The organism is Bacillus sp. 3255 (assembly GCF_031456485.1).
GTDB lineage: Bacteria > Bacillota > Bacilli > Paenibacillales > NBRC-103111 > Paenibacillus_E.
This window is the reverse complement of record NZ_JAVDUS010000009.1, coordinates 196,245-221,706: the sequence shown is the minus strand read 5'-3', so window position 1 is coordinate 221,706 and position 25,462 is coordinate 196,245. Positions and strand designations below refer to the sequence as shown.

21 protein-coding genes and 2 pseudogenes are annotated in these 25,462 nt (G+C 48.2%); 2 read left to right on the top strand and 21 right to left on the bottom strand.

Annotation, left to right across the window (positions count from 1 at the left end):
• Nucleotides 1-7: 7 nt before the first annotated feature.
• From J2X61_RS15840 to J2X61_RS15785, 12 genes are all read right to left on the bottom strand, one after another.
• Nucleotides 8-649, bottom strand: coding sequence for a CpsD/CapB family tyrosine-protein kinase (locus J2X61_RS15840; RefSeq protein WP_274467680.1), 642 nt, complete (start codon nucleotides 647-649; stop codon nucleotides 8-10).
• Nucleotides 633-1,376: a YveK family protein gene (locus J2X61_RS15835; RefSeq protein WP_274467679.1), complete on the bottom strand. Its 744-nt coding sequence runs from the start codon at nucleotides 1,374-1,376 to the stop codon at nucleotides 633-635. Before J2X61_RS15835 ends, J2X61_RS15840 begins: the two co-directional genes overlap by 17 nt.
• A 391-nt stretch (nucleotides 1,377-1,767) precedes the next feature.
• Entirely contained in the window at nucleotides 1,768-2,397 is a 630-nt protein-coding gene (locus tag J2X61_RS15830) for a response regulator transcription factor (protein WP_310189015.1), read from the bottom strand.
• A 38-nt stretch (nucleotides 2,398-2,435) separates the two neighbouring features.
• Nucleotides 2,436-4,097, bottom strand: a complete 1,662-nt coding sequence (locus tag J2X61_RS15825; RefSeq protein WP_310189013.1) for a sensor histidine kinase — start codon at nucleotides 4,095-4,097, stop codon at nucleotides 2,436-2,438.
• Between the two features lie 530 nt (nucleotides 4,098-4,627).
• Nucleotides 4,628-4,855: a hypothetical protein gene (locus J2X61_RS15820; protein WP_274467676.1), complete on the bottom strand. Its 228-nt coding sequence runs from the start codon at nucleotides 4,853-4,855 to the stop codon at nucleotides 4,628-4,630.
• A 314-nt stretch (nucleotides 4,856-5,169) separates the two neighbouring features.
• Nucleotides 5,170-5,541 carry an iron chaperone gene (locus J2X61_RS15815; RefSeq protein ID WP_274467675.1) on the bottom strand — a complete coding sequence of 124 codons (372 nt, stop codon included), beginning with the start codon at nucleotides 5,539-5,541 and terminating at the stop codon, nucleotides 5,170-5,172.
• A gap of 52 nt (nucleotides 5,542-5,593) precedes the next feature.
• Nucleotides 5,594-6,448 (bottom strand): SDR family oxidoreductase, encoded by an 855-nt coding sequence (locus J2X61_RS15810; protein ID WP_310189009.1) that lies wholly within the window; start codon nucleotides 6,446-6,448, stop codon nucleotides 5,594-5,596.
• A gap of 173 nt (nucleotides 6,449-6,621) precedes the next feature.
• On the bottom strand, nucleotides 6,622-7,191 hold the full coding sequence (locus J2X61_RS15805; protein WP_310189006.1) for a CBO0543 family protein: 570 nt from the start codon (nucleotides 7,189-7,191) through the stop codon (nucleotides 6,622-6,624).
• 121 nt (nucleotides 7,192-7,312) lie between these two features.
• Nucleotides 7,313-11,806, bottom strand: coding sequence for an S-layer homology domain-containing protein (locus tag J2X61_RS15800; RefSeq protein ID WP_310189003.1), 4,494 nt, complete (start codon nucleotides 11,804-11,806; stop codon nucleotides 7,313-7,315).
• A gap of 251 nt (nucleotides 11,807-12,057) precedes the next feature.
• Nucleotides 12,058-13,302: a DUF4153 domain-containing protein gene (locus tag J2X61_RS15795; protein ID WP_310189000.1), complete on the bottom strand. Its 1,245-nt coding sequence runs from the start codon at nucleotides 13,300-13,302 to the stop codon at nucleotides 12,058-12,060.
• Between the two features lie 11 nt (nucleotides 13,303-13,313).
• Nucleotides 13,314-13,529, bottom strand: a complete 216-nt coding sequence (locus tag J2X61_RS15790; RefSeq protein WP_310188997.1) for a helix-turn-helix domain-containing protein — start codon at nucleotides 13,527-13,529, stop codon at nucleotides 13,314-13,316.
• A 10-nt stretch (nucleotides 13,530-13,539) separates the two neighbouring features.
• The gene (locus tag J2X61_RS15785) at nucleotides 13,540-14,022 is read right to left on the bottom strand and encodes a DUF2975 domain-containing protein (protein WP_274467668.1); all 483 of its coding nucleotides are present in this window, start codon (nucleotides 14,020-14,022) and stop codon (nucleotides 13,540-13,542) included.
• A gap of 145 nt (nucleotides 14,023-14,167) precedes the next feature.
• Between J2X61_RS15785 and J2X61_RS15780 the strand changes: the two genes are divergently transcribed.
• The gene (locus tag J2X61_RS15780) at nucleotides 14,168-14,524 is read left to right on the top strand and encodes a hypothetical protein (protein WP_310188994.1); all 357 of its coding nucleotides are present in this window, start codon (nucleotides 14,168-14,170) and stop codon (nucleotides 14,522-14,524) included.
• 399 nt (nucleotides 14,525-14,923) lie between these two features.
• Here the strand turns inward: J2X61_RS15780 and hisD are convergent.
• The 8 genes and pseudogenes from hisD to J2X61_RS15740 all read right to left on the bottom strand — a co-directional run bounded on the left by hisD (nucleotide 14,924) and on the right by J2X61_RS15740 (nucleotide 21,913).
• Nucleotides 14,924-16,211: pseudogene (gene hisD / locus J2X61_RS15775) on the bottom strand (histidinol dehydrogenase).
• A 23-nt stretch (nucleotides 16,212-16,234) separates the two neighbouring features.
• A complete protein-coding gene (locus tag J2X61_RS15770) occupies nucleotides 16,235-16,615 on the bottom strand; it encodes an aldo/keto reductase (RefSeq protein ID WP_310188991.1) in 381 nt (126 codons plus the stop codon).
• A 43-nt stretch (nucleotides 16,616-16,658) separates the two neighbouring features.
• Nucleotides 16,659-16,898: pseudogene (locus J2X61_RS15765) on the bottom strand (integrase core domain-containing protein); the annotation flags it as partial.
• Between the two features lie 100 nt (nucleotides 16,899-16,998).
• A complete protein-coding gene (locus tag J2X61_RS15760) occupies nucleotides 16,999-18,219 on the bottom strand; it encodes an MFS transporter (protein ID WP_310188989.1) in 1,221 nt (406 codons plus the stop codon).
• A 51-nt stretch (nucleotides 18,220-18,270) separates the two neighbouring features.
• Entirely contained in the window at nucleotides 18,271-19,296 is a 1,026-nt protein-coding gene (locus tag J2X61_RS15755; RefSeq protein WP_274467665.1) for an ROK family transcriptional regulator, read from the bottom strand.
• Between the two features lie 166 nt (nucleotides 19,297-19,462).
• Nucleotides 19,463-19,975, bottom strand: coding sequence for a GrpB family protein (locus J2X61_RS15750; RefSeq protein WP_310188986.1), 513 nt, complete (start codon nucleotides 19,973-19,975; stop codon nucleotides 19,463-19,465).
• A gap of 73 nt (nucleotides 19,976-20,048) precedes the next feature.
• Nucleotides 20,049-20,945: an aldo/keto reductase gene (locus J2X61_RS15745; protein ID WP_310188984.1), complete on the bottom strand. Its 897-nt coding sequence runs from the start codon at nucleotides 20,943-20,945 to the stop codon at nucleotides 20,049-20,051.
• Nucleotides 20,946-20,968: 23 nt separating this feature from the next.
• Nucleotides 20,969-21,913, bottom strand: a complete 945-nt coding sequence (locus J2X61_RS15740; protein ID WP_310188983.1) for an aldo/keto reductase family protein — start codon at nucleotides 21,911-21,913, stop codon at nucleotides 20,969-20,971.
• Nucleotides 21,914-22,176: 263 nt separating this feature from the next.
• On the opposite strand from J2X61_RS15740, the gene J2X61_RS15735 reads away from it, so the two are divergent.
• Nucleotides 22,177-24,012 carry a PAS domain-containing sensor histidine kinase gene (locus J2X61_RS15735; RefSeq protein WP_274467661.1) on the top strand — a complete coding sequence of 612 codons (1,836 nt, stop codon included), beginning with the start codon at nucleotides 22,177-22,179 and terminating at the stop codon, nucleotides 24,010-24,012.
• A gap of 64 nt (nucleotides 24,013-24,076) precedes the next feature.
• On the opposite strand, the gene J2X61_RS15730 is transcribed toward J2X61_RS15735, so the two are convergent.
• The gene (locus J2X61_RS15730; protein WP_274467660.1) at nucleotides 24,077-25,444 is read right to left on the bottom strand and encodes an MFS transporter; all 1,368 of its coding nucleotides are present in this window, start codon (nucleotides 25,442-25,444) and stop codon (nucleotides 24,077-24,079) included.
• Nucleotides 25,445-25,462 lie beyond the last annotated feature (18 nt).

The following is a 25,462-nucleotide window of genomic DNA, read 5'->3' as shown; positions in this document are numbered from 1 at the left end:
TATTCAATTATTGTTGGAAAACCATGCCCAGCATCCGGGCTCCGGACTGCTCGAGCTGGATTCTCGCTTGTTTCGCCCATTCCCGTTTCGTTTTACCGTTCTTGGCGACCAGCAGTACGCCGTCGCTGTACTCCGCAAGCAAGCTGGCGTCTGTGTAATCGAGCGTTGCCGGCGAGTCGATGAGAATAACCTCGTACCGCCGCTTCAGTTGGTTCATCAGGTCCGTCATCTGGGCGGAGCCCGCTAATTCCGATGGGTTTACCGGTTGGCCGCCAGCCACGATAAGATCGAGTCCGATGATCCCCGTCGGTGTGATGACATCGTCCAAGTCAAGCCCCTTTTGAAGGAAATGGAGCAGACCTTTGGTATTATTCATGCCGAATAAACTATGCAGCGCCGGCTGGCGCAAATTGCAGTCCAAGATCACAACCGACTTGCCTTCCTGCGCATAAGTCACCGCCAGATTGGCAAGCGTCGTCGTCTTCCCTTCTTGCCCCTTGGGAGATGCCACCATCAGCACCATGCCCATGCCTTGATCGGCCGGCACTACCTTCTTGAAGCGCACCGCCGTCCTCAAGGAGCGATAAGACTCGGATACCGGCGACAGAGGATTCAATTCAGCCGCAAGCATATTACTTAGCTGTAACATAGGTTTGTTCCCCTACCTCTCTGCCACGCGCCCTCGAAGCCCTGGTTACGCCGCCCTTTTTGATCGTCCCGATCGAAGCAAGAACCGGCAGCCCCACAACAAGCTCGGCCTCTTTCTCAGAGCGGATCGTATCGTTGATATTTTCGAAAAAGAAGAATACGCCAATGGCTGCCATCGCCGAGATAATAAAACTGAGCGCCAAGTTGATTACGATGCTCGAATTCGCCGGCAAAGGCTTAACAGCCGTATCCGAACTGGATAATATTTTCACATTGTTCATATTCATCAACGCCGGCACTTCACTGATAAATGTGTCTGCGAGAGCTTTGGTCACCGCCACCGCTTTCTCGTAGCTGTGATCTTCGAGCTCGATCTTGATAATTTGCGTTTTATCCGTAGAGGTCACCTTCAGATTCTTCAGCAGCTCCTTCTGCGTCATGCCGAATTCCGGATGACTCTGCAGAAGCTTCCGAACGATCTGATCCGACTTGATAATTTCTTTATAGCTTTCAACTAAATTCACGTTCATTGACACATCATTCAAATCAATCGTTTCTTCACTCTTAAACGTGCTGCTTACCAATACTTGTGTGTTCGCCTTGTAAACAGGCTCAACAAAAGTTTTGCTGACGTAGAAGGTGGTCAGACACGAGAGAAGAACGAACAGCGCAATCATCCACATTTTTTTGCGAATGAGCACAAAGTAATCTAGGATAGATTTCTCCATGGCACCCTCCCGAAAATAATAGTTCGCACTCAAGAAATTGTCTTGCTTTTGTCACAATTTTCAGTTAAGATGTTTGTAATGAAAGCGTTTTATTTGTTTCCTCCCCACCTATCGAAACGACATTCAATCACTCCTTTAATCAGAGCATTCTGCAATCTCAATTCGATGGCGTTAGCCTGGCATGCAAGCCAATTGAGCACTCTACCATCAGAAAAGGAATGAAGAATGCCGCTTTTTGTCTTTTATTTGGTTATAGTCAAATACTAAATGAATTCCCAGAATTATGATATTACCCGATATTATAATTTTTGGGGTATATTTGGTGTATCTACCTGCGGCTATATGTAATAAAGCGATGGTATACTTTGGTACCAGAGGGGGTCGGAACGGCTTACTGAAAGCCGCTGACCAACCCTTTGGATTGCGCTAATAAAGCCGCTTGTGTACGATCGTTGACGCTCAGCTTGTTCAGAATTTGACTGACGTGCTTCTTGACCGTAAATTCCGTAACCATTAGCTTCTTGGCCATGCCTTGATTGGACAATCCCTCTCCGAGCCCGATTAACACTTCCCGCTCCTTCGGTGTTAGCTTGCTCAAGTTGTCTTCCTCCTCTTTCTTGAACAACATCTCCATGAGACCCGGATCGTAATACTTCTTCCCTTTGAAAATCAACTTAATAGCCAAGAGCAGTTCTTCCGGCAGCGCTTCTTTGAGCACATATCCGTCCGCACCTACTGCTTCCGCTCTTCGCACATCCTGCTCCGACGTCGATGAAGTCAGAATGATGCTTCGGCATGCTTTATCTTTAATATTCTCAACCACTTCAAGACCGGAGCGATTGCCCAGCTTCAGATCCACTATAGCCAAATCCGGTTTCGTTTGCTCGATTAACTCCAATGCGTGCTCCACCGTTTCCGATTCACCAGAAATTTCGATGTTTGCTTCAAGCCTTAGCACAGCTGACAATCCTTTACGTACCAACGGATGATCATCTACGATAACAACTTTCAAAGGTTCCACCTGCTTTCGTTAGAATGGGAATAGCCTGCTTGATCTTGTTAGCCCATCATCTCAAGCTCGCTGTATGCCTTATCTTCCTGTGGTTGAAATGGGAGGGACAATTGAATATGCGTGCCTTTACCTTCCGTACTCTGAATACGGATCTTTCCGCCTAATGATTGAACTTGCAGCTGCATGTTATGGATACCTAGTCCGACTGCACTGTGCTCTGACAGCCGTTCTCTCACATTGAAGCCAACTCCGTTATCCGATATGGCAAGCTCCGCCTCCTCCGGCTTAATGCTGAGATCTACCTGGATGAGTGTGCTTCGTCCATGTCGAATGGCATTGCCGGCGGATTCCGAAATGATTCGGTACAACGCCTTCTGATATTGGACGCGCAGACATTGAGCGTCTCCTGTCACTTGCAGTTTCACTTCTACGGCGTGCAGTTTGGACATGCTGTCCAGGTGAGAGCGGACCGTTGCCATCCAGTCATCGGACCCATTTTTCCGGGTACTCAGACTATAAATCGTGGAGCGAAGCTCCTGAGAGGCCGCTACGGAAGACTCTTGGATAATTTGCAGCTGTTCCTTGATCTGGTCCTTGGTAATGTCTTTCCATTTGCGGCTCAGCGAATGCACGGCATAGACGATTCCGAACATGTACGGCGAAACATTGTCATGCATCTCATCGGCAATTCGATTCTGTTCCTCGGTAATCATCATTTGATGTTCCATCCGCTCCAGCTCGTGCCGCTCCAAAATGACGGAACATAGCTCAGATAGAAAGCTCAGCTGTTCGCCATGCCCATCCTTGTCCTTGCCCCAGCCGGACTGCTCCATGGTAACCCCCATCACTCCCCATAACCGGGTAGGCAACTTAACGGGAATGACAAGGAAATCACCATATTCCGCCAGACTTATCCCTGAACAGCCATCGAGCTGTCTGAGCTTGATCTCGTGCAAGTCAAGTACCTCAGATAGAGAAGAACCGGTAACTATGGGCGTGACACCTTGCGTGATTAGGCGGTTGTGCCGCTGGCTCCCGCCGGCATCCCAAAAGAAGGACATTTTAACCTTGGTCAATTTCAACGCGAATTCGGCAAACACAATCTTCAAATACTCGGAATCGCTATGCGTTGCCGCTTCCACGATCTGAAACAGCGATTTCATATGTTCCATGGTTTCTGTCGTCCGCGTGTTCGCCGCCTCCAACCTGTTGATGACATTGGCGACTAGCTGAACGATAAGCGTCATTAACAATAGTGCAAGATACATCCGATGATCGTTCAGTAACATCGTGTCTAAGGCATGCATTTGGTCATTGGTGACAAAGTAGGAATATGCGGTCATGAATGCGAAGTAGCTCAGCATCATCAACCAGCAGATGGCAGAGGATATATGGCTGGCAGCCATCCAGACTGGGTTGAATACGCACCACAGGAACGGGCTGTCCATACCGCCGCTTAGAAGATGGAGGACGATCATCCCTGCCATTTCCAAGCCTACGGTTATTTGAATTGTGCGAGAGGCTTTGCCGCTCTGGATATACCTGTTCGTCACCCATACAGCAAAGATGAAAAGCATCAGAATGATGCCGAACTTGGTACCTAACGGTGGGCCGCGATCTTCGATGGCGTACACGAACGAAGTTGCAGCAAGCGAAATAAACCTGTACAGGTAAAAGACACGACTCTCACCTGAGAACATCTTTACCATCTGTGCATTCATCCTTTAACCGAAATTTGTATGTGGTCTCTTCAACAATACCCAAGTTTACCATAATCATAGCAGTTAAATTCTTACAGTCAAAAGTGCACTATATGACTATACAGTTCGTTTCATTTGTAGTTTTGTGTCTCTTAATTAGGTAAAATATCGAATGACAGGAATTACGGTCTATGTCTTTTGATTACTTAGTCCTAGCCAAATGCACCAAAAAATTGTACAAGGGATTAGATAGACCATATTGAAAATCATTCTTAAGAACCATAAAATTCCTATGAAAATTTGAAAAGAAAAAAAATTAGCTTCCGCTTCCCTCCCCTGCAACCTTTTTTGCCTCCTACTCGTTTAGGATTACAAGAAAGCTCCTCTCAACCTAATGACATGCATGGAACACCATGAGAAAATATATGAGCCCGATAACATGGCTGCAGATGAAGCAATTCCATGCCAAAAACCGTCAGGATGCCCCTGACGGTTGCGAACTGTTAAGCCTATGAGGGATAAGACATCCGGATGCCCTTCTAACCATACTGCTCCGGCAAAGCTTTAATAATCTCTTCATATTTCAGGGCGATGGCAATCTCCAGAATATGTACCGGGTTCTGATGTGCATAGGCTAACAACAGCTCTTTATTAAACTCGTCATCGTTCATTTTCAAACTTTTGCGTATTAACTCCATCATCGCTCTTTGGCTTCTCGTATTCAGCTGCTCGATTTTTTCCAAAGCCAAATTAATTTCACCTTCCATAGCCTACACTCCCAAGTTAGATTCATTTCGATGCTAACATAGTAATTCGGCTCCGCTTCGCGCTTTATGGCTTAAGCCATCGTCCGTCAGGAATTACTTTTGGGAATTAATGAATACAAATCATGATATTTAGAAACTTTTTCCTTTTTCATGCGTCCAAGTATGTGGATAAAAATGGTTAATGATTCCAGTATTACCCATTAAGGAGAGATGAGAAATTGAAATTTAGATATTGGCAGGTTAGTCAGCGTACATAAAAAAGGATAACCCCATGCTGCAGCATCAGGGTTATCCGCTCGCTTTATGCATACCGTTTATTTCCGCCAAAAGGTGGAACAGTCGGCTTTATCCGCAATATTAAACCGGATCATTTTCTCAAGCAATGAGAAATCAACCGGTTGATCCCACCGGATACGCACCAACTCCTTGGTGTACGTATAGCCTGCTTGTACGATGTCGGCCGAACAATGAATCATGCCCGCCTTCTCCGGCGCGACAGCCACATGTTGTTTGGCTACGCTAAAGCCGATAATGAATGTGCCGTGGTCGGTAAACATCGGCTGATTCCAGGCAATTTTGGGCATTAACGTTGGAAATTTCTCAGATACCCATGTCAAAATCTCTTCCGTTCTGGTCCGATGCTGCGGATTATCGATACGCGCCAAGTATTCTGCGAAAACTTCCATTGTTGTTTCCTCCTACAAGAAATATGAAGCTTATATGACCACACCCTATTTTTTATTGCAAAGCTTTAAGGACAAGTTCTTTCAGTGGTGTGTGAAATCCAATCAGCTTTTGCAAATCATCACTTGTTCTCTCCATCTTCCCATCTGCAATGGTCTTGTAAATAAAGGCCGATGCTTCAGCAAAAGCTTCCGGCATACCGGTATGAACAAGCCTGCTTTTCACTTCTTCATAAGAAACCGACTGATGGATAACTCTTTTACCAGTGACTTCCGAAAGGATGTTAGCCAAATCATCAAAATTCCACGGGTCGTTGGAAACGAGCGTGTATTCCTTATTTTCATGTCCTTCCTCGGTCAACACATGTGCCGCGGCCAGAGCCAAATCGCTGCGACTAACCGAATTCACTTTCCCGTTACCAGCATTTGTAAGGATTGATCCGTTCTTCATGTAAGTCTTTAGTAACGGGTTGACGAAAAATTCCATATAACCTCCATTACGCAAAAACGTGTACGGAATTTTCGTAGTGCGAATCGCATACTCCGTAGCCAGATGAACGTAAGCATATGGATTATCCTCGGCGAAAGCGAAGCTTGTATAGATAATATGCCTTAAATTAAGATCTCGGGCTGCTTTGACAACGTTGGCGTGTTGAACGACGCGCAGCGGGTCATCCTTCTCCGAACTTGAGATAAAAAGCAGTTTGGTTCCTTCTCTTAACGCATCGTGAAGAGAGTCAGGGATATTATAATCTGCCTGACGAATTTCAATTCCTAGTCCAGCAAGGGCTGCGGCTTTATCAAGACTTCGTGCAACCGCAATAATTTGACTTGCCGGCACCTTGGTAAGCAGATGTTGGATAACGCTGCTTCCTAATTGACCTGTTGCTCCTGTTACAATAATCTTCACCGACCGATCACCTCCAACTCATTTTTCTCAACTACTTGAGTTATAGATTTAACATAGTCTTTGTTTTCATGGGCCACAAGTGAGTTAATCACTATAATTAAACTTTCTACATAGCAGTCTATATCTTGCTTTACAATAAAAACAGAGCTGCCCGCCGGCAGCCCTGCATCCATTTATCTAATTTTCTTCTTTCTATGTTGAAAATCGATGACCAATTCCCGGTCGACATTGAACTGCAGCCTGTTACCTTGTAACAGATCAACGAATCCTTTAGCAAGAATCGCAATAAGCACCAATACGAAGAACGACTTCCAATAGGACCAATTCACCAGCTCATACATGTCAAGAGCGACAAAGATCGGTTCGCCGACGTACGAAATGACGAGCGAAGCCACGAGAGCAGCGATCAGAAAGGACTTCCAAGCCCCAAACTTCTGATAAATATACGCCATGACACAAGGTACCACGAAAAAATCAACAGTGTTTAAGTTCTCGGTAAATGGTACTAGCTGATGCGGATATCTCCACAAGTCGAAAAACTTGCCGATTTGGTCGATCATTCCGATAATTACAAAGCTGGTCATGAATGCCAATGCTGTGAGGAGTGTTCTTTTTCGATCCATAAAGATGAGCAGCAGCGCGACAAACAGCACATTGACAATGACGATAATCCACCACTGAAACGAGAAGATGTCATGTTGCAGCCACCAGTCCAGCTCCATCCGGTGTTCTTGGATGTTCATTTCTTCTATTTCGTTTGGCATCTCTATTCACCCTATGCATTTCAAACTTAAATTCATGTTTCTTATTATGAAACATGCTAAACAAAAATATGTATCACCACCTTTAATTGCCAACCTTAAATTATGAAATCAACTCTGACTTTTGCAGAAGCCTCTGGATACTGACCACAACCTCAGCTCTTGTGATAAATGCTTTGGGATCGATCGAGTGCTGACTCTTGCCCACTACGATTTCCTTTTGCAGGCAGTCGGCCACTCCGTTCACTGCCCATTCCGAAATCTCCTTCATATCCATATATGGTTGCAGGAGAATTTCCGTTTGATTCTCGTTCAGAGGCTTCGCACCGATTCCCGTAATCTTCATAGCTTTGGCTATGACAGCCATAGCTTGTTCGCGTGTGATGGTATCACGCGGACGGAACGAACCATCTTCATATCCATCGATCAAATCATAAGCGTATGCAGCTTGAATGTATCTGCTGTACCAATCCGATGGTCCGACATCGGAGGAAGAACCCGCATAGTTTGGTAATTGGATGCCCAAAGCCCGAACTAAGATAGCTGCAAACTCCCCGCGTGTCATTTCCTGATCAGGGTGAAACTGTTGATCCTCGAAACCAGTGACGATCATCCGCGACCCCATACTGGCTACAGCATCCTTCGCCCAATGATCGTCTATATCCGTATAATGAACAGGATGCCAAATGACGGTATAGGTACTATTCGTCAAGCTATTTATCAGGGCATAATACTTGCCATCCGCCAAAACAATCTTAGTCGGTACATGCCGTACGTTCCCGTCCGGGTCAATAACAACTCCGGTGAGAATCCGGTCTGGAGCAATCCCATCCGGGATGGCAATCATTCTCTCCACATAGGCATTAAATTGAGTAATCTCAACTGTTTTATCGCCATACAGAGCCTTCACACGAAATTGGACCGGCGGGGCAACAAGTTTGAACCCCCCATTCGCAGCAGTGTCCTCCACGAATTTCATTGTATCCGTTGTCGGTGTGGCAATCTCGATACGTATTTTGATGTCTTGTAGAGCTACGCTCTCGCCCATCTCTTTGGATAACGCATCGATATTGAACTGAAGCGCGGGCAAGGTATAGGCAGCCTTTTCCGTCTTCAGTTCCATGACGGCATGCTGATTCTCCATAATTTTGACCATCTGGCCATCCAGCTCGCCGACAATTACATCAGACTTCGCACTCACCGGAATCGTTATCCGTGCCCGCTCTCCCTCAGCTGCCAGCCTTTCGTCCAATTGCTTAGCATCAACGACATAAGTTGTAATCGTTTGACCATTCAGATTGGCTGCTATTTCTTGACCAAGCTCTGTATCCTTCTGAGGAACAGGAGCAGGATTCCTTGGGTTTACAGGAGCAATAGGCGAGTCATTATCCTTACTGTCCTTTACATCAGGCGCTGAGGGGATCACTGCATTCGAAATTTGGCTGTCCGGACTGGCGCCCACTTCATTGAAAGCTTTGACGGTAAACGTGTAGGATGTACCATTGATCAGACCTGGAATGGTAATAGGACTCGCTGCGCCGATTCCGGTAAACCCTCCTGGTGAGGATGTAACCTCATACCGCGTAATTGGACTGCCTCCATGGTCCGAAGGTGCAGTGAAGGTGATGATGGCTCGGCCATCCTGAGCTACCGCGTTAACCCCTGTCGGTGCACCCGGAGCCTTCATCGGAGCAGCCGGCGTGATGCTGATTTCATTCGAGGCAGGACTCTCTCCGCTCCCATTCATTGCTTTCACCATAAAATAATAGGTTGTTCCATTCGTCAAATTCCTAACATCATAACGATAGACGGAGCTGCTTACGGTTGCTGTCTCTGTCTGGTAGGTACCGGATGCCTTGCTTTGATAAATGACGTATCCTGTTGCGTCATCGACAGGCAGCCAATTTAACTGCGCTTGCCCATCGCCGGGAATAATTGAAGCAAGCGTAGGAGCACCAGGCAATGGAATCTGCGGAGTTGCGCCTATTTCATTGGAAGCACTGCTCTCCCCTGCCGGATAGACGGCTTTAACCACAAAATAGTACGCTGTGCCATTCGTCAACTCTTCAACCTTATAGCTGTAAACGGCATCGCTGACGGATGCTGCTTCCGCTCCATACGAGCCGCGGATCGGGCTTGCGTATAATTTATATCCCGTCGCTCCTTCTACCGTCGTCCAGTTCAGAAAGGCATGCCCATCTCCGGCAATGACAGACTGCAATTGCGGAGTACCTATTTTCGTTACCGTAACCGCCGCAGTCGCCTTTAATTCGCCACTCCATGTCGCAGCAGTAATCTTAGCCGTACCCTCACCGATCGCGGTGACGAGACCTTGGCTGTTCACAGTTGCAACCTTGGCATTACTTGTGCTCCAGATGATCTTTTGGTTTGTTGTATCTTCGGGAAGTATCGCAGCCGTCAACTGCTCAGACATGCCAACTAACATCTTACTTAATGTCTTATTAAGCGAAATACTGTCTGCTAGTACCTCTGGCCCGTAAACCTGGAATTCCCATAGCGAGTATCCATACTGTGTCGCTCTTTTCGTACCGTACATTCGCACGTAACGGGCATTCGCTTCATTAAATGTTATTTTCTCCAGGCCGCCTTTTCCACTTGTTGTGCTGTAGACGTCTCTCCAATTCTGAGCATCATCGGATACTTGGATTTGATAGCTTGTTCCGTAAGCTGCCTCCCAATAGAGCCGAACTTCATTGATTCGTTTGCTTTCCCCCAAATCAACGTATACCCAACCCGGATCAACTCCACGCTTGGATCCGAAACGCGTCGTTAAATTCCCGTCGAAAGCCAGTGGCGCCGTATCTACCGATGTGTCATTAGATGATGCGACCGCCGGCTGATTTAATGCGTAATTTGTTCGTGGTCTAGGCTCGGTTTCCTGCACGGGTTTAATGGTGACACCGCTTTGATACTCTCTATCCAGGAAATTCATTTCATGCAGCGTTTTTGCCGGCGTTGTGCTCCCAGGCATATACACATTCTCAAATGTAAGCCCTGTAATCGGCGCCCCTTCCTGCCCTTTGATTTTCGCAAAGCTTTCACCGGCATCGCGAACGGTTATGTTTCTTACCGTTACCCCATCAATAGGCCCGACACCAATGTCTCCGCCATTCACAGTAAACAATGTCATCCAAGCGCTGTTATCCTCATTTTTACCGCTAATATCCTCGACATCCATATCCTCAAAGGTGACATTTCGGACTGCGCCTGTTCCATATTTGTGGTGGATGGCGAAACCAACGGCAGCCTTATACACAACTCCGTTTCGAAAGGTAATGTCTTCTTGATCCTGCATAACCCCTTGGCCTATTTTAAAGCCATAACACGCCGTCCAAGCAATAGCGTCCTCGAATAAAATATGCTTGACGGGCTCCGGTTTACCAGGCCAAGGTACTTTTCCTGACGCAATATCGGTATCTTCTTTCCATGATTTTGTCGAAAACGGATCATCGAGTGAAATGCCAATGGCGTTCCTGACGACGGCGTTTTGCGATTCAACGATATCGATTCCGTCATTTTCGCCCATACCAAGGCTGTTAAACATTTTTAAATTGGTGAATTCCAAATCGTTCGAGCGTACGGGCATAACAGCCCACGCAGCAGATTCGCGAATGAGAACGCCATCCATCTTGAAATTGGCAGTAGCAATTGGCACTACCAGATTGTTTATCATCCCTTTATTGTTGGTGCTTTTATCTGCTGCTAGTGCGGCCCCGTTCCCATCTAGCGTACCGCGGCCATAAATTTTAATATTGTTGGAATCAAATGCCGTAGAAAGCCACCAAGTCGCCGGTCGTCCCATCGAATCTTTGAACCAATGTTCCGTATAGTCAGCCGTCTTCCCTGTTCCGATGAAAGCTGCCCCCGGCTGCATATAAAGCGCTGTATTGCTTTTGAGCACCAAGTTACCGATATAGTACTCACCCGCCGGAATGTAGACAATCCCTTGAACGCCATTTCCACGAGCTGTCCCATAGCTGCTAGCATCGTCGATTGCTTGCTGAATGGCTGCCGTTCGCTCGGCTACCCCCGTTTTATCTCCTGTCGTTGTTACCCGGTAAGGAGCTTGCGTCACATTATAAATGCCATCTCCCGAAGAGGCAGGAACATCCGTCTCTACCGGATCTGCCGCAATGACAATCTTGGTTGTCCGCCCATTCATCATGACGATTAAATATTCATCCTTCGAAGTCGTGAAGGTTAACGTTGTCCCTTCGACCTTATCGGCCTTGATCCCTAACTTCTTAGGCGTGATTGCATATTCCGTAACCTTGGCCGTATTCAGAATCGTCAATTCATACGTAATCGGTCCCCCGGATGCCGAAAAATTCGCATAATCATAATCGTTATACGCCTTAACAACCGGGATCTCGACTCCGTTAGCCTTTAACTTATAGTTGGCCGAAGCCGCATATTTCGAAGGCTGTTGATACGGATAAATCGCTGCAGGCGCCGCCGCAAGTTGGATGGCCGGTTCTGCCGACGCGGTTAACTTAAACGAGAGCGGCGAAAGAAAAAAACCTGCAAGCATCATACACGCTACAACTGCATGAAACCACTTTTTGTGCTTTGACATGAGCATACTGCCTCCTTCTTTGTTTAACTTCTTATCGCTTATACACCTATGAAACCCCTTTCATTCTCGTGCTCCGTCAGTATATCAGATGAAGCTTGTCTGCATAATGCGGTTAATTCGATATCATGGGCAGAATTTCGTATATGTGTGTGAAAAGATAAGATACAGAGGGCATATTCCCTCAAGTTTCTTCAATAGAAAAGGCAGCCGATCCATAGATCGGCTGCCTCTGTTCTGAAATGACATTTTGGCTAATCAAATATTAACGGAAAAATAAATGTAACAATCGCCGCCCATAGTCCGTAAATCGGCAAATATTTCGTAACGGCATCCTGAACCGATGAAAGTCCGGTTCTATTCCGCAGATACTGCGAATAGGCGAGCATAATCCAAATTAAATTCGCCCAGATGAAGATGTTGATACCTAACACTGCAAGCCGGTTGGGCGTTATCCCATACGACGAAAGCCTGAACACGATAGCTGACAGAGCCACGCTGTCGATGACCAGGGCAAGAATAATCAAGGCCAAGTTAATGTAATCCGAAATGCTTTTTCGCTCATCCGTCCCGCTTTCCGTAATGGAAAAAATGGTGACGGCCAAAACGCTTAGCAGAATGCCGTTGAAGGATAGAAGGAAATCACGGTCCAGGAACGGATTTTTCCCAACCCAGATCACCGTTCCTAGGTAAACCAACAGGGTCACCAGAACAAGAGGACTAAAAATCCTGGCTATATACGGCGCTATATTTTTATAAAGCTTGAGGTTCCTCGATACCAGATAGGCAGCCACAACAGCGAGAGCGGCAGCGCCAAACACAACGACATTTTGAAAATAGAACTCGGATATATCCATTCCGACAAATCTGAATAACTGCATGGTTAAGCCCGTCAGCAGCGCTCCGCTGATAGCCATACAGGCGTAGAGGATGCAGAATTCCCCGTTAAATTTCAGATAGGCAAGTCTCGTGCTTCCTCTGCCATAATCATTCCCCGTAAATGCAAGGCCTAATAATACCCATAGGAAAACGGGCAGGTGCAGGTAAACCAGAATAATACTATCTTTCTGCTCTAATGGCAGCATATTTAAATAGAAAGCGGAGACCAGGAACAGCGAGACAAGAGTGTACAGCACATGCTTGCCGGCCCGGTTATTGTATACAAAAAAGGCGGCAATAAAGGGAAGTATCCCAAAAACAAGGTTCACAGGCGCAATCGTTTGCTGTTCGGCAAATTGAAAAAGAATCCTGCTGCCCAATCCGGCCAGAACGGCCAATATGCCCATCGATACGAAATCTTTTTGAAGGATAGAAGTCTTCCCTGCCTTCGTTTCCTTGAAATTCAGTCTTTCATGCCAGACGGCAAGAACTTGCGAATCCGGATTTTGTTCCCATACGCTGGAGAATGACTTTTTGAAACTTTCAGGATCTTTCCTGAACATTCGCTCCAATTCATGAGGATTGGCCATATTGCTCGTAATGAAATGGCTAATTTCCATATGCGATCCCCCTATTCATCGTCATCCATTTTGTACTCCAAAATATCTCCAGGCTGGCAATCCAAAGCCTTACAAATCGCCTCTAAAGTCGAAAACCGAATGGCTTTGGCCTTTCCATTTTTCAATACGGACAGGTTCGCCATCGTAATTCCCACCCGCTCCGATAGCTCCGTTACACTCATTTTCCGCTTCGCCAACATCACGTCAACATTGATGATTATCGCCATTATACTCACCTCAGACCGTCAGATCATTTTCAGATTTAATATCGATAGCCTCTTGCAGAAGCTTCTGGAGAACAGCGGCGAAAACGGCAATCACCATAGACGCGAAAATCAAGACCAATCCGATCAAGATGATACCTGGGGCATCATCCTTCTCCGCAAGGAGATACAGGAGCGGCATCCCCACCACATACAACATGCCGAATGCGACGGCACAGTGTTTAATGCTCTTCAAAGCCTGTACGGATAGCTCCGAGAAAGCCTTGTTCTTGTCGATATAGTTCAAAAGTTGAAAGGCTTGATAAAGCGCATAGAAAAAAGGAATCGCCGTTGCATACAAATCCATGTAAAAGAGATATTTCAAATACGCCATGTCCGGATACAATTCTGCCGCAAATTCTCCGATCTTGGGCACTACAAATATGCATAGCGCAATTACCGGCAGACCAATCAGAACCAGCGCTGCCTTCAGAAAGAGAGTTGTTCCCCGTTTCATTAAAACCACCTCACATCGTTATTTTCGATTTTTAATTTAACATATTATTTATCGTTTATCAATAAATAATTACCGAATATAATTATGTTTTTATCAATAAAAAGCAATCCAACTAACATAGAGGCTTGTATCGCGTCCTCCATAGGTGAAACCCATCGATCGACCGTCCACCACTCCGCCCCGCCAAGCGATACATGGAAAAACTCCTGTTATTCCGCAACCTAACTCTGTTGCAGAAGGATTAGCAGGAATATCTCCCGTTAAAAACAACACCAATTGGATAAATGCAGCAAATTGGGCGGAATTAGCAGGAGAAATTCCAGTTGTCCCGTCAGAGCGAGGGGTTTTTCGAAGTTTAAAAAAGGAGAAATTCCAGTTATGGGTGATCCGAGGTAAGGAGCTCCTTCCTTTCCTGAGCATCCTGGCTTTCGTTGAAAGCCCTTCCACCCTCCATACAAAAAATAACGACTGCTATCCCGTTCTCGGAATAACAGTCGTCTAATTACCACCTTATGGAATTTAAATCGGCTGCCGACTGTCAAAACGGATTACCCATCCAGCACTCCGCCCCCCGCCAAGCGATACATGGAAAAACTCCCGTTATTCCGCAACCTAACTCTCTTGCAGAAGGAATAGCAGGAATGTCTCCAGTTAAAAGCAATACGAGTTGGATAAATGCGCCAAATTTGGCGGAATTAGCAGGAGAATTTCCAGTTATCGCGTCAGTGAGAGGGGGTTTTCGAAGTTTTAAAAGGAGAAATTCCAGTTACGGGTGATGGGTTAGGATCGTATTTCGTGCATCCTGGCTTTCGTTGAAAGCCCTTCTACCCTTCATACGAAAAAAATAACGACTGCTATCCCGTTCCCGGAATAACAGTCGTCCTCATCTCACCATATGGAATTACACCATCTGCTGCCCGCCGCCATAACGCCGTACCCGCAGATCCGCCTGTTCCTTGTGGCCCATGAAATTTTCAATTTCACACAGCCGCGAAACGTACGAGCCGACCAAGTGACTCACTTCTTCCGTACAGCGCTGGTACGTGCAAGGTTTCAGAAACTTGCCTACCACAAGCCGCCGGTATACCTGGCTGCGCCTTTGGTCGGCAGCGTGTGATTCGTACCAATCGCCTTATCGCCATAAGCGACATTCGTTTCAGGTCCGAGAAACAAGGCGCCATAGTTTTTCATATTCCCCAGGAAATAAACCGGATCCTCCGTCAGCACCTCCACATGCTCGTATGCGAGCCTGTCAGCTTCCCGAACGGCTTCCTCCTTACTATCCACGACGAGCACCGTGCCATAGTCCCGCCAGGCCGCACCCGCAACGTCGGCGGTCGGGAGTGTCAGCAGCTGCTTCTTGATCTCGACCAGCGTCTCTCGCGCAAGCGCCTCGGAGGTCGTAATGAGCGCCGCCGGGGACGTCGGCACGTGCTCGGCCTGCCCGAGGAGGTCGACGGCCACCATCTCGCTATCAGCGGTATGATCGCGATAACGAGCACCTCCGTCGGACCCGCGATCAGGTCAATGCCGAACTTGCCGAAGAGCTGGCGCTTCGCTTCGGCGACATAGGCGTTGCCCGGTCCGACCAGCATGTCGACGGGCTCGATAGTCTCCGTTCCGAGCGCCATCGCGGCCATCGCCTGAATGCCTCCGAGCACGTAAATCTCGTCTGCGCCGGCATAAGCCATCGCGCAAATCGTCGCCGCCGGGATCTCCCCCTTAATCGGCGGGGTGCAAGCCATGACGCGCCGGACGCCGGCGACCTTCGCCGTCAAGATGCTCATATGCGCGGAGGCGACCATCGGATAGCGCCCGCCGGGAATATAGCAACCGACGCTGCTGACCGGGATGTGTTTATGGCCGAGGATGACGCCGGGCAGCGTCTCGACCTCCAGGTCTTGCATAGTTGCGAGCTGTTTCTCCGCAAATCCTCTCACCTGCTGCTGCGCGAAGCGAATATCGTCCTTGACCCGGTCCGGCACACGGGCGATGATTGTTTGAATTTGTGCCTCGCTCAAGCGAAAGCTCTCCGGCGACCATTGATCGAATTGCGCCGACAGCTTGCGGACGGCCGCATCTTGGTTGGCCGCGACGTCCTGAATGACGTCTCTAACGGTCTTATAGACGGCATCTTCCATGCATGTATACCCGGCCTGAACTTGTCCCTGCTTCACATACTTCGCCATAGTTACCTCCCATATTTCTCCATTCAATTATACCAACGGGACGGCGTGATTACGTAGTCCGGCACCTCGGCGAACGCAAGCGCCATCTCCTGCAGCGTCTGCTCCCGAATGGCCTTCGTGCGAAGAAGTGCTATATTCTCGTGAACCTGCTCCGGCGACTCTGCGCCGAAGACGATGCTGGCAATCCCCGGCATATGGTGAATGTAGGAGAAAGCAAGCTCCGCCACGGTCATGCCTTCCTGTTCGGCATAGGCCTGCAGCCGGGCAAGCCAAGGCGCCGCAGGCTTGAGCCGCTCCTCCAACCCCGCCGGATTCTTGAAGAATAATCCCTGCAGATATATACTGCGAACGAATAACCGCTTGTTCGAGTCCTTTAACCGCGCGAAGGTTCCGTTCGCAAACATCCGGCGGTCGAGCACCATCGGCTCTCGCCATGCGGCCGAGCATCGTCCGGTACCCTATGGAAGAATGTATTCTTTTTCCATTGTAGAAACAGGTGATGTATTCAAAGATCTTGTATTTCGCTTCTGCCCGCGTTTTGAACTTGTTTAAATAAATAAGTTCTTTCTTCAAAATGCTATGAAAAGATTCAATGCAAGCGTTGTCGTAACAATTTCCCTTACGACTCATGCTTCCTTTCATCTTGTAGCTACGAAGACGCTTCTGGTACGTAATGGACGCATACTGACTCGTGTTAGCCTGTATGGATGGCGGCAGGAGAGCAGCCGCGAGATGGCTTTTCATCGGAACGCTCTACCGCCGATCTGCGGATCCGTTACGTTGGAGATTACCCGATGCCAGAATACGTTTGCTTGCTCAGAAGACGATTTACTTTCTCAGCACAGATCATCATCAGAACAGTAAAAGCAAGCACAACAATCGGGAATAAAGCAATATCCGTCCGAGCAGCCAGCCATCCGAAGAGCGGAGGCAGCAAGGTGGTTCCCGTATAGGCGACAGCCATCTGATATCCCATTAGCTTGGCGGAATTTTCCCTTCCGAAGCGCGCCGGCGTTTCATGAAGCAGACCGGGATAGATGGGGGCAAGCCCAAGTCCGATACAAATGAGCCCTGCCATGAAAAGTTGAGGCAGAGGAAGCAGCACCATGATACCGCCCGCAAGGGCAATGATCTGACCGGACCGGATCAGCACGCGATTGTGGATTTTCAGGGTAATAAAGCCGGTTACCAGCCTTCCAAGTGTGATGCCGCCATAATACAATGCAATCCACCCGGCAGCTGTCTCGGCTGTCATATGCTTGGCCCCGACTAGATAGCTAGCCCCCCACAATCCTACCGTGGATTCAACCCCGCAATAGAACAGGAAGGCGAAGAGCGTATGTTTAACCCCTTTGATCCGGAGCACGTTAGCATGTTGGGCACTGTCTTCAATTATCCGTTCGGGTCCGGCATCACCTATCGGAGGCACATTGTTCGGCTGCTCCGTCTTCCTGATTGCAGCAACACGTTTCCATAGGGGAAGTGTAGCCAACAAGAGGACAGCTAGTGAGAACTGGATGATGGATACCGCCGTATAACCCTCTCTCCAAGAGTAATGTTCCTGCATATAAAATGACATGATGATGGGCCCTATCGTAGCCCCTACTCCCCAAAAGCAGTGCAGCCAGTTCATGTGATGAGCCTTATAATTGTCAGCTACATAATGATTAAGCGCCGCATCAATAGCCCCTCCGCCGATGCCAAGCGGAACGGCGGCAACGATAAGCCAGACCACCGACGGCGCCATAGCGAAGCCGAGCAGAGCGCCTGCCGTAAGACAGCAGCTGATCAGCGTAATTTTACCGGTCTCTATTCGACGCACCAGACTCCCGCTGAGCAGGCTGGACACGATGGTCCCTCCGGCCACAATCATGGACAAGACTCCCGCGAAGCCGAAGGAAGCTCCCATGTCGGACCGCATCACAGGCCACGCCGAACCCAACAGAGAATCCGGAATTCCCAGGCTAATGAATGCCGCATAAATGATGATTAAGAACACGGTTGCCATTGTAACACTCCTTCGCAGACATTTATTGGGATTGGACTTAAGATCTGAATTCTAGCAACAATCCGTAATCATCAGATTAAGCGCTAATTGCTCCAAACCGGTCAAGTAGTCCTGCCGCCAATCGCTCATCAGGAGCAATGGCAAATGTTCTCGCGGAATATAGGCTGCACTTCTGTCCGCAATCCTGTTCAGAAGCGCTTCATCCACCTCATCATCGCAAAAAACGACCGCCCTAGGGTTAAGGATGGCGGCGAATGCGGCAACTAAGCGGGCGACCGCATCGATCTGGTTGTCTCCGGCCAAGACAAGCCGGCCATCGCCCGCTTCCCTCTGCAGAGCTTGAGCGAAGGAGCGATTATCGTACTGCGGCACGAAGGATATCTCACCCGAGAAAGATGTGCTGCCTCGCACGACATCGCCATTGATCATAATGCCGGAGCCCGGCCCGTTCTGCCCGAAATACAAATAAATCAGCGATTCGTTCTCGATTTCGAAGTTCGACGCATAGCCAAGCACCGAGGCATTCATATCGTTTTCGACCACGACCGGTATTTGAAACCGGGATTCAAACTCTTCTTTCAAATCATAGTTAACGAAATGCTGATACGGCGGGATGAAAATAATTTTCCCATTGTTCACGGCGCCAGGCACCCCGATCGCAATGGAACGAAGCCTTGGATATTTCTCGATCAGCGTTTCGATAAGGTCCGCAAGCAGATCCGCATCTTGCTGTAGGACACTTGGCTTCGTTCCCTGCTCCTTAACCTCTCCCACACAGTTAAATATCGAATAATTCGTCTCGTTCTTCTCAATAAAAACCGCCAACCCCAACATGTATTCCGGATCGTACGCATACCGTTTGGCTCTTCTGCCTCCGCTGGAATCATCATCGCCTGTATAGCGGATTTCTCCGTCCTTCTCCATCTGAGCCATAAACTTGCTGATCGTGGGGAAGCTGATTCCCAACCGCTGACTGAGTTCTGCTTTCGTTGCGCTTCCCATTGTGATAAGCCCTGCGCGGATACGGTAAATCAGCGGTTCCCTCATCTCTTTCGGCGTTTTAAACGTATTGGTCATGTCGATCAGAGCCTCTTTTCAAAAAACGTGTCGAACTTATTAAAGCATTTTAATAAGTTTAGTTTATCTTAGCAGAAGTTGCCTCCGAGAGCAATGCCTCCATCCCCAACAGATCCCGTTTAAAACGCGAAAAGGCAACCGATATCGCCGGTTGCCTTAGCCTCTATCAATGGAGTTGCTTCGCCAATTCGATGACGGATTGGATGAAAGGTGCTTTCATTTCCGTATAAAGCGCTCTATCTTCCGAATATAAGCTTGCAAGCTGCTTCTTCAGATTCGCATATTCCAATAATTTGTCAGGATGGGTTCTAAGGTAATCACGAAATAACAGGTTATGGGCCCATTCCACACCGGATACCTCATAGACGTGAAGGTGATGTGTCCCTTTTCTCCATTCGCCTTTACGAAAAAAACGGCGGTTGGGAAACTCCGGTTTCGGAACATATTCATAACCGAGCTTACTTAACGGTTCTATCCAAGAGTCTGCTTCATGAAGCCGATTCACGCCAACCGCAATATCCAGGATGGGCTTAGCAGGTAATCCAACTACCGAGGTACTTCCAATATGTTCGATAGAAACGGCTTTGTCTTGTAAAGCGAGGCGGATCTCCTTGTGCTCTTGTTCATACGCTTCCAGCCATTTGGGCGTATATTCTTGAATCGTAACTTCCTGGGCCATATCGTGTCCCCTCCGGTCCTTACTCGCCACACATCAAAAACCCGCGCAAACACGCGGGTCTGTTCTTCGCCGTCTAACCTTGACCGATCCAATCATCCTGGGCAACCTCTTGCCATCTGCTGCGAATAGCCTGATAAGCTTCTTGAGACAGATTACCTTGTTCAAGCAGTTTGGCGTTGGCCAACCACCGGTCAGGATTCGCTGTGCCGACGATGGCGGTGTGGACACCCGGTACCGTTAACGTGAATCGTAAAGCGGTGGCTACAGATTCATTCAGCTCACCTTGCAAAAAATCGTAGTTCAACTGCTGCAGCCGGTCCCAATAGGTATGATGATAGCTGCTATCCGGCCTCTGTCCCGTCTTCCAAGCCGCATTGGCAATCGGCCGTTTAACAACGACGCCCATGCCTGCTTGCATGGCTGCAGGAATCGTTAATTCGATGGCTTCCTGATCCGCAATGTTAATGGAAGTTTCCAGCGAATCGAATGCGCCTGATTGAACCGCATACAAGCCGGCTTTATGATCGCCGCTGTAGCCGATGAAACGCGTCTTCCCTTGTTCCTTCGCACGCTGCAGCACTTCGATCACCTCACCGCGCCGAAGGATGGCTTCCGAGCAGCTATGCAGATGTATGACGTCTACGTATTCCGTTCTCAAGCGTTTTAAGCTGCGGTCGATGCTCAGCTCCAACAATTTCGGGTCCCAGTCCGGAAGCTCAAGCCCCGACGCATGGCCGCATTTGGTGAATAAATAGTAATCGTCACGCCGGTGCGAGACCGCTTGACCGATTAACTCTTCGCTAATGTTATAGCATTCCGCGGTATCGATCACGTTAAGGCCGGCATCGAGCGCACGGCCCAGCAGCTTATCCACGCTGTCCGGCGATGCACCCGAGAACCCGATCTCTGCGCCTCCGAAGCCCAGAACACTAACCTGCATGCCCGTCTTGCCATAAGCCCGTTTGTCCATGATGACTGACTCCTTCCTTCAGCTTACGAATTAGTCATTATCGCTTCTACGCGTTCCAGAACATCAGCGGATAAGGTGATCTCAGAGGCTTTCACGTTCTCTTCCACCTGTTCCGGACGGCTTGCCCCTACCAGTGCGCTAGCCACATTAGGCTGACGCAAAATCCACGCAAGCGCCAAGTTCCCGATGGACATGTTCAGCTCTGCGGCCACAGCTTCAAGCCGATTCACTTTCGCGATGTTCTCTTCTGTGAGACCTTTGCGGAAATTGTCCAGCTTCGCCGCCCGGCTATCTTGCGGAATATCGGCAACGGACTTGTATTTCCCTGTCAGCAGGCCTTGTGCCAACGGCGAGAAAACCACCTGACCGATTCCTTGCTGCTCGCCAAGCGGGATCACTTCTTTCTCGATATACCGGTTGAAAAGGTTATAAATAGGCTGATTGACGATGATTCGATCCAGCAAGTACTTATCGGCCACAGCCAAAGCCTGCGCCATTTGGGCTGCCGTCCATTCGCTCACGCCGACGTAGAGCACTTTGCCTTGTGTGACGAGGTCGTCCAGCGCACGCAGCGTTTCCTCGATCGGTGTTTCTTTATCAAAGCGGTGGCAGTAATATACATCCACATAATCCGTATCCAACCGTTTTAAGCTCGCATGCAGCTGCTCAAAAATATGTTTGCGGGAAAGCCCCCTGTCATTCGGCCCATCGCCCATCTGGCCAAAGACTTTGGTCGCCAGCACATAGGAGTGCCTCGGATACGCTTTCAGAACCTCGCCGACGACCTTCTCCGCCTCACCGCGCTCGTACACATTCGCTGTATCAAAAAAATTAATCCCCAATTCATAAGCTTTATGAATGGAATTGACCGCATTCTCACGTTCTACATACCCGCCATAAGTCAACCAGCTACCCAAGCTGATCTCACTGACTTTTAATCCGGAAAGCCCTAATTTACGATATTTCATTTCGGTGCTACCTCCTAATATTTTCAATTTCAGGCTCTACTATTATAGCAATCGTATATGATTAAATGAAAGTAGTGAAAAATTTCTCACATAATATCCAGAATGAAAGTAAGTTACCTAGATGTAACTTACTTTATCACTTGCTTGCACGATAGGTTGGCGATTTGGCGATTACAATGACACATCCGTCCATTTAAAGGAATCTCACTTCTTTTGTCCAATTCATTTAAAGGAAACTAGTGTAGATTAGGGGGCTGTCTGGTTTGGATTTCTCTCAAGCAGAAATATTGTCTCAAGCATTCGAATATTCTACAGAGCAATTGGAGTTTTTTATTGAAAATAATGCGGACGCCATTTGGATCATCGATATTGAGGGGATCCTTATGAAAGTGAATCCTGCGTTCGAAACGCTGTTCGGATGGACTGCTGGAGAGATAAAGGGGCAGCAACTGCCCATTATTCCTGACTTTCTCCAAGCTTCAATGGATAAGATACATCAAGGGATCAAAGCGGGAGAAACGGTTGTGGGCTTGGAAACCACGCGTCAGCGAAAAGACGGTAGTTTCATCCATGTGAACGCCACGTTATCCCCGCTTCGCGATCGTGCCGGAACGATCATCGGCATCACAGGTATATGTCGGGACATTTCGGATCGCAAGCGTGCCGAAGAGGAGCTGCAAGCGAAAACAGAGCAATTGGAGTCCTTCATTGAAAACAATGCGGATGCCATCTGGATGATAGATAGAGAGGATACCCTTTTAAAAGTCAATCCTGCATTTAAAACATTATTCGGATGGTCTGCCGAAGAGATTACAGGCAAGAAGCTGCCTATTATCCCTGACCATCTCAAAGCTTCCATAGACAACGTCCATCAGCATATAAAAGCGGGAGAAACGGTTGTGGGTTTGAAAACCACCCGTGAGCGAAAAGACGGAGTTCTCATCCAGGTAGAAGCGACGTTATCCCCGCTTCGAGATCGGTCTGGTGAGATTATCGGGATCACTGGCATATGCCGGGACGTCACGGATCGCCAGCGTGCGGAAGAGGAGCTGCAAACGAAAAAAGAGCAATTGGAGTCTTTTATCGAAAATAATGCGGATGCCATTCTATTATTCAACTCCGATGGTGTTGTTCAACGCGTTAACAAAGCATTCGAGCATATATTCGGGTGGTCTAAGGAAGAGGTCGTTGGCACCGAATTGCATAAACTTCCGTTCATTCCTGCTGATCGTGTCGACGAGTTCAAGCATTTGCGTGAACAAGTGAAAGGCGGACAGCCGATCATCGGCGTCGATACGATCCGTAAACGTAAAAACGGGGAAGCTTTGAATGTCATTTTAACCGCTTCGCCTACACTCGATAGTAAAGGGAATCAATTGGGGTGGTCCGTCACCATCAGGGATATTACAGAGTGGAAAATTGCCCAAGATCACCTGCAAAATTCTGAAAAGTTAACGGTAGCTGGGCAGTTGGCTGCAGGGATCGCCCATGAGATCAGGAACCCGATCACCTCCATCAAAGGGTTCATCCAATTCATGAAATCCGGATTCGGAGAGAAACAGAAATATTATGATATCATCACCTCCGAAATCGAACGGATAGAATTGATTCTAAGCGAACTGCTGATCCTTGCCAAACCGCAATCGATTAAGTATGAGAGAAAAGATATCCGGGTGTTATTAAGCCAGGTGATGACACTTTTGGATTCGCAAGCGAACCTTAACAATATTCAATTTTCGTTTGAATTCAAGCCGGGCGCTACGCATCTGTATTGTGATGAAAACCAATTGAAACAGGTTTTCATCAATTTTATCAAGAATTCCATCGAGTCCATGCCGGAAGGCGGTAAAATAACGATTGAAATCTTTTGTGATCATGATCAAGAGATTGTGATCCGTATTACCGACCAAGGCTGCGGAATTCCTCCGGAAGTTCTCTCCAAATTAGGACAACCCTTCTATACGACCAAAGAAAAAGGAACCGGATTGGGCTTCATGGTGAGTAAAAAAATCATCGAGAATCACTCCGGGAACATTCATGTTGAAAGTGAAATCAACAAAGGCACGAGGATTGAAGTGACCCTGCCTATCTCCAATTGAAAAAAACAGGGAGCTGCTGCCGCGCGGCAATCTGCTCCCTGTTTCTGACTATTCTATGCTGCTGTCATTCAACCGCTTTGTGTACATTCCCGCTTGGCATTCGCGCCGTCAGGGCAAGCATTAGCAATCCAAGGACCGCACATGTCCATGCCATGCTGTGCAGATGAGGGGTCGTAATGTTTTTGCCGAAGAGTGCTGCGAGTAAACTGGATGAAAGAATAGTACCGATGAACCGGGAAGTCATGAAAAGCCCCGAGGCAATGCCGGTTTCTTCTTTCGTTACGAAATGGTAGAGCGCTGTCTGCATCCCCAAATTATTAAAGCCGTTTGCGATCCCCAGCACGCATAACACCAGGAAGATCGTCACTGCGCTCGCCTGGTCCTGGATGACTAGCAGAAGCAGGCTTCCTCCAACGACCAGAGCTGTGCCGGCGATTAGCGGCGGCTTCGAGCCGGAGCGGTCGATCCACCGGGCGACCAAGGGCGTAACCAATACGCTGACGCCGGCGATCGACAGCATCACGAGGCCTGTTTGCTGCGGGTCCATCTTCTGAACACGCTGCAAATAAGACGGAATACCGAACATAATGGAATAGAAGGCTATATTCGTCAAAATGAACTGGGCGTAAATACGGGTGACCGTCATATTATTCCGTAAGAAAGTAACATTGATGAAGGGCTTGCTATGCCTGCGTTCATACCGGTACAGCAGGACTGACAATCCTACCCCAACCAAGAGTTCCCATATACTTACCCGGTCTGCCAAAGACAAGAAGAACAGCAACCACATGAAGATCGTTGCAGAGAATAACGCTACCCCCCACCAATCCATATCCGCCGCACGTCCTGTCGTTTTCGGATCTCTTGGGAAAAGTTTCCAGGCGAGCACGAATGAACCGATAATGAAAGGAAAGTTGCAGAGGAAAATAAGCGGCCAATCGCCATAATGCAACAAGAATCCGCCAAGCGAGGGACCGAATGCCGCGGAAGTGCTTGAGAATATCGATAGTATGCCGAGCGCCTTCGCTTGATTGGACGTGATTTGACTGCGAATCATGCCCATACCGGATGGGAACAATGCCGAGCTGCCCAGAGCCTGAATGATCCGAAATCCGATCAGCCAACCGAAGCTGGGGGACAACGGAGCGAGACTCGACGATAAGGTGACGAGCAGCAGCCCCAGCATGAACACTTTCTTGCGGCCGAACAAGTCGCTCCACTTGCCCATTAGCGGCTGTCCGATCGCGCTGGCCAAATAATAAGTGGAGATTAGCCACGATACATCAGCGAATGTAAGCTGGAAATCTTCCTGCAAACGGGCCAAAGCGACCGAAATCATGGTCGTATTCAGAGGATTCAGCAGAGTGCCGAGAGCTACCGCAGTAATAAGCAATATTTCTTTTCGTTTCATCGCTGTTTCTTTGACAGTCATGATCCTACCTCCCGGTTA

Excerpts from the sequence above, each read along its gene's own strand:
- J2X61_RS15795 (WP_310189000.1), bottom strand. The coding sequence starts at position 13,302 with ATGGAAATTAGCCATTTCATTACGAGCAATATGGCCAATCCTCATGAA.
- J2X61_RS15740 (WP_310188983.1), bottom strand. The coding sequence starts at position 21,913 with ATGAAATATCGTAAATTAGGGCTTTCCGGATTAAAAGTCAGTGAGATC.
- J2X61_RS15800 (WP_310189003.1), bottom strand. The coding sequence starts at position 11,806 with ATGTCAAAGCACAAAAAGTGGTTTCATGCAGTTGTAGCGTGTATGATG.
- J2X61_RS15760 (WP_310188989.1), bottom strand. The coding sequence starts at position 18,219 with ATGGCAACCGTGTTCTTAATCATCATTTATGCGGCATTCATTAGCCTG.
- J2X61_RS15815 (WP_274467675.1), bottom strand. The coding sequence starts at position 5,541 with ATGGAAGTTTTCGCAGAATACTTGGCGCGTATCGATAATCCGCAGCAT.
- J2X61_RS15755 (WP_274467665.1), bottom strand. The coding sequence starts at position 19,296 with ATGACCAATACGTTTAAAACGCCGAAAGAGATGAGGGAACCGCTGATT.
- J2X61_RS15745 (WP_310188984.1), bottom strand. The coding sequence starts at position 20,945 with ATGGACAAACGGGCTTATGGCAAGACGGGCATGCAGGTTAGTGTTCTG.
- J2X61_RS15825 (WP_310189013.1), bottom strand. The coding sequence starts at position 4,097 with ATGGTAAAGATGTTCTCAGGTGAGAGTCGTGTCTTTTACCTGTACAGG.
- J2X61_RS15730 (WP_274467660.1), bottom strand. The coding sequence starts at position 25,444 with ATGACTGTCAAAGAAACAGCGATGAAACGAAAAGAAATATTGCTTATT.
- J2X61_RS15790 (WP_310188997.1), bottom strand. The coding sequence starts at position 13,529 with ATGGCGATAATCATCAATGTTGACGTGATGTTGGCGAAGCGGAAAATG.
- J2X61_RS15785 (WP_274467668.1), bottom strand. The coding sequence starts at position 14,022 with ATGAAACGGGGAACAACTCTCTTTCTGAAGGCAGCGCTGGTTCTGATT.
- J2X61_RS15750 (WP_310188986.1), bottom strand. The coding sequence starts at position 19,975 with ATGGCCCAGGAAGTTACGATTCAAGAATATACGCCCAAATGGCTGGAA.
- J2X61_RS15840 (WP_274467680.1), bottom strand. The coding sequence starts at position 649 with ATGTTACAGCTAAGTAATATGCTTGCGGCTGAATTGAATCCTCTGTCG.
- J2X61_RS15770 (WP_310188991.1), bottom strand. The coding sequence starts at position 16,615 with ATGTTTGCGAACGGAACCTTCGCGCGGTTAAAGGACTCGAACAAGCGG.
- J2X61_RS15835 (WP_274467679.1), bottom strand. The coding sequence starts at position 1,376 with ATGGAGAAATCTATCCTAGATTACTTTGTGCTCATTCGCAAAAAAATG.
- J2X61_RS15805 (WP_310189006.1), bottom strand. The coding sequence starts at position 7,191 with ATGAACATCCAAGAACACCGGATGGAGCTGGACTGGTGGCTGCAACAT.
- J2X61_RS15820 (WP_274467676.1), bottom strand. The coding sequence starts at position 4,855 with ATGGAAGGTGAAATTAATTTGGCTTTGGAAAAAATCGAGCAGCTGAAT.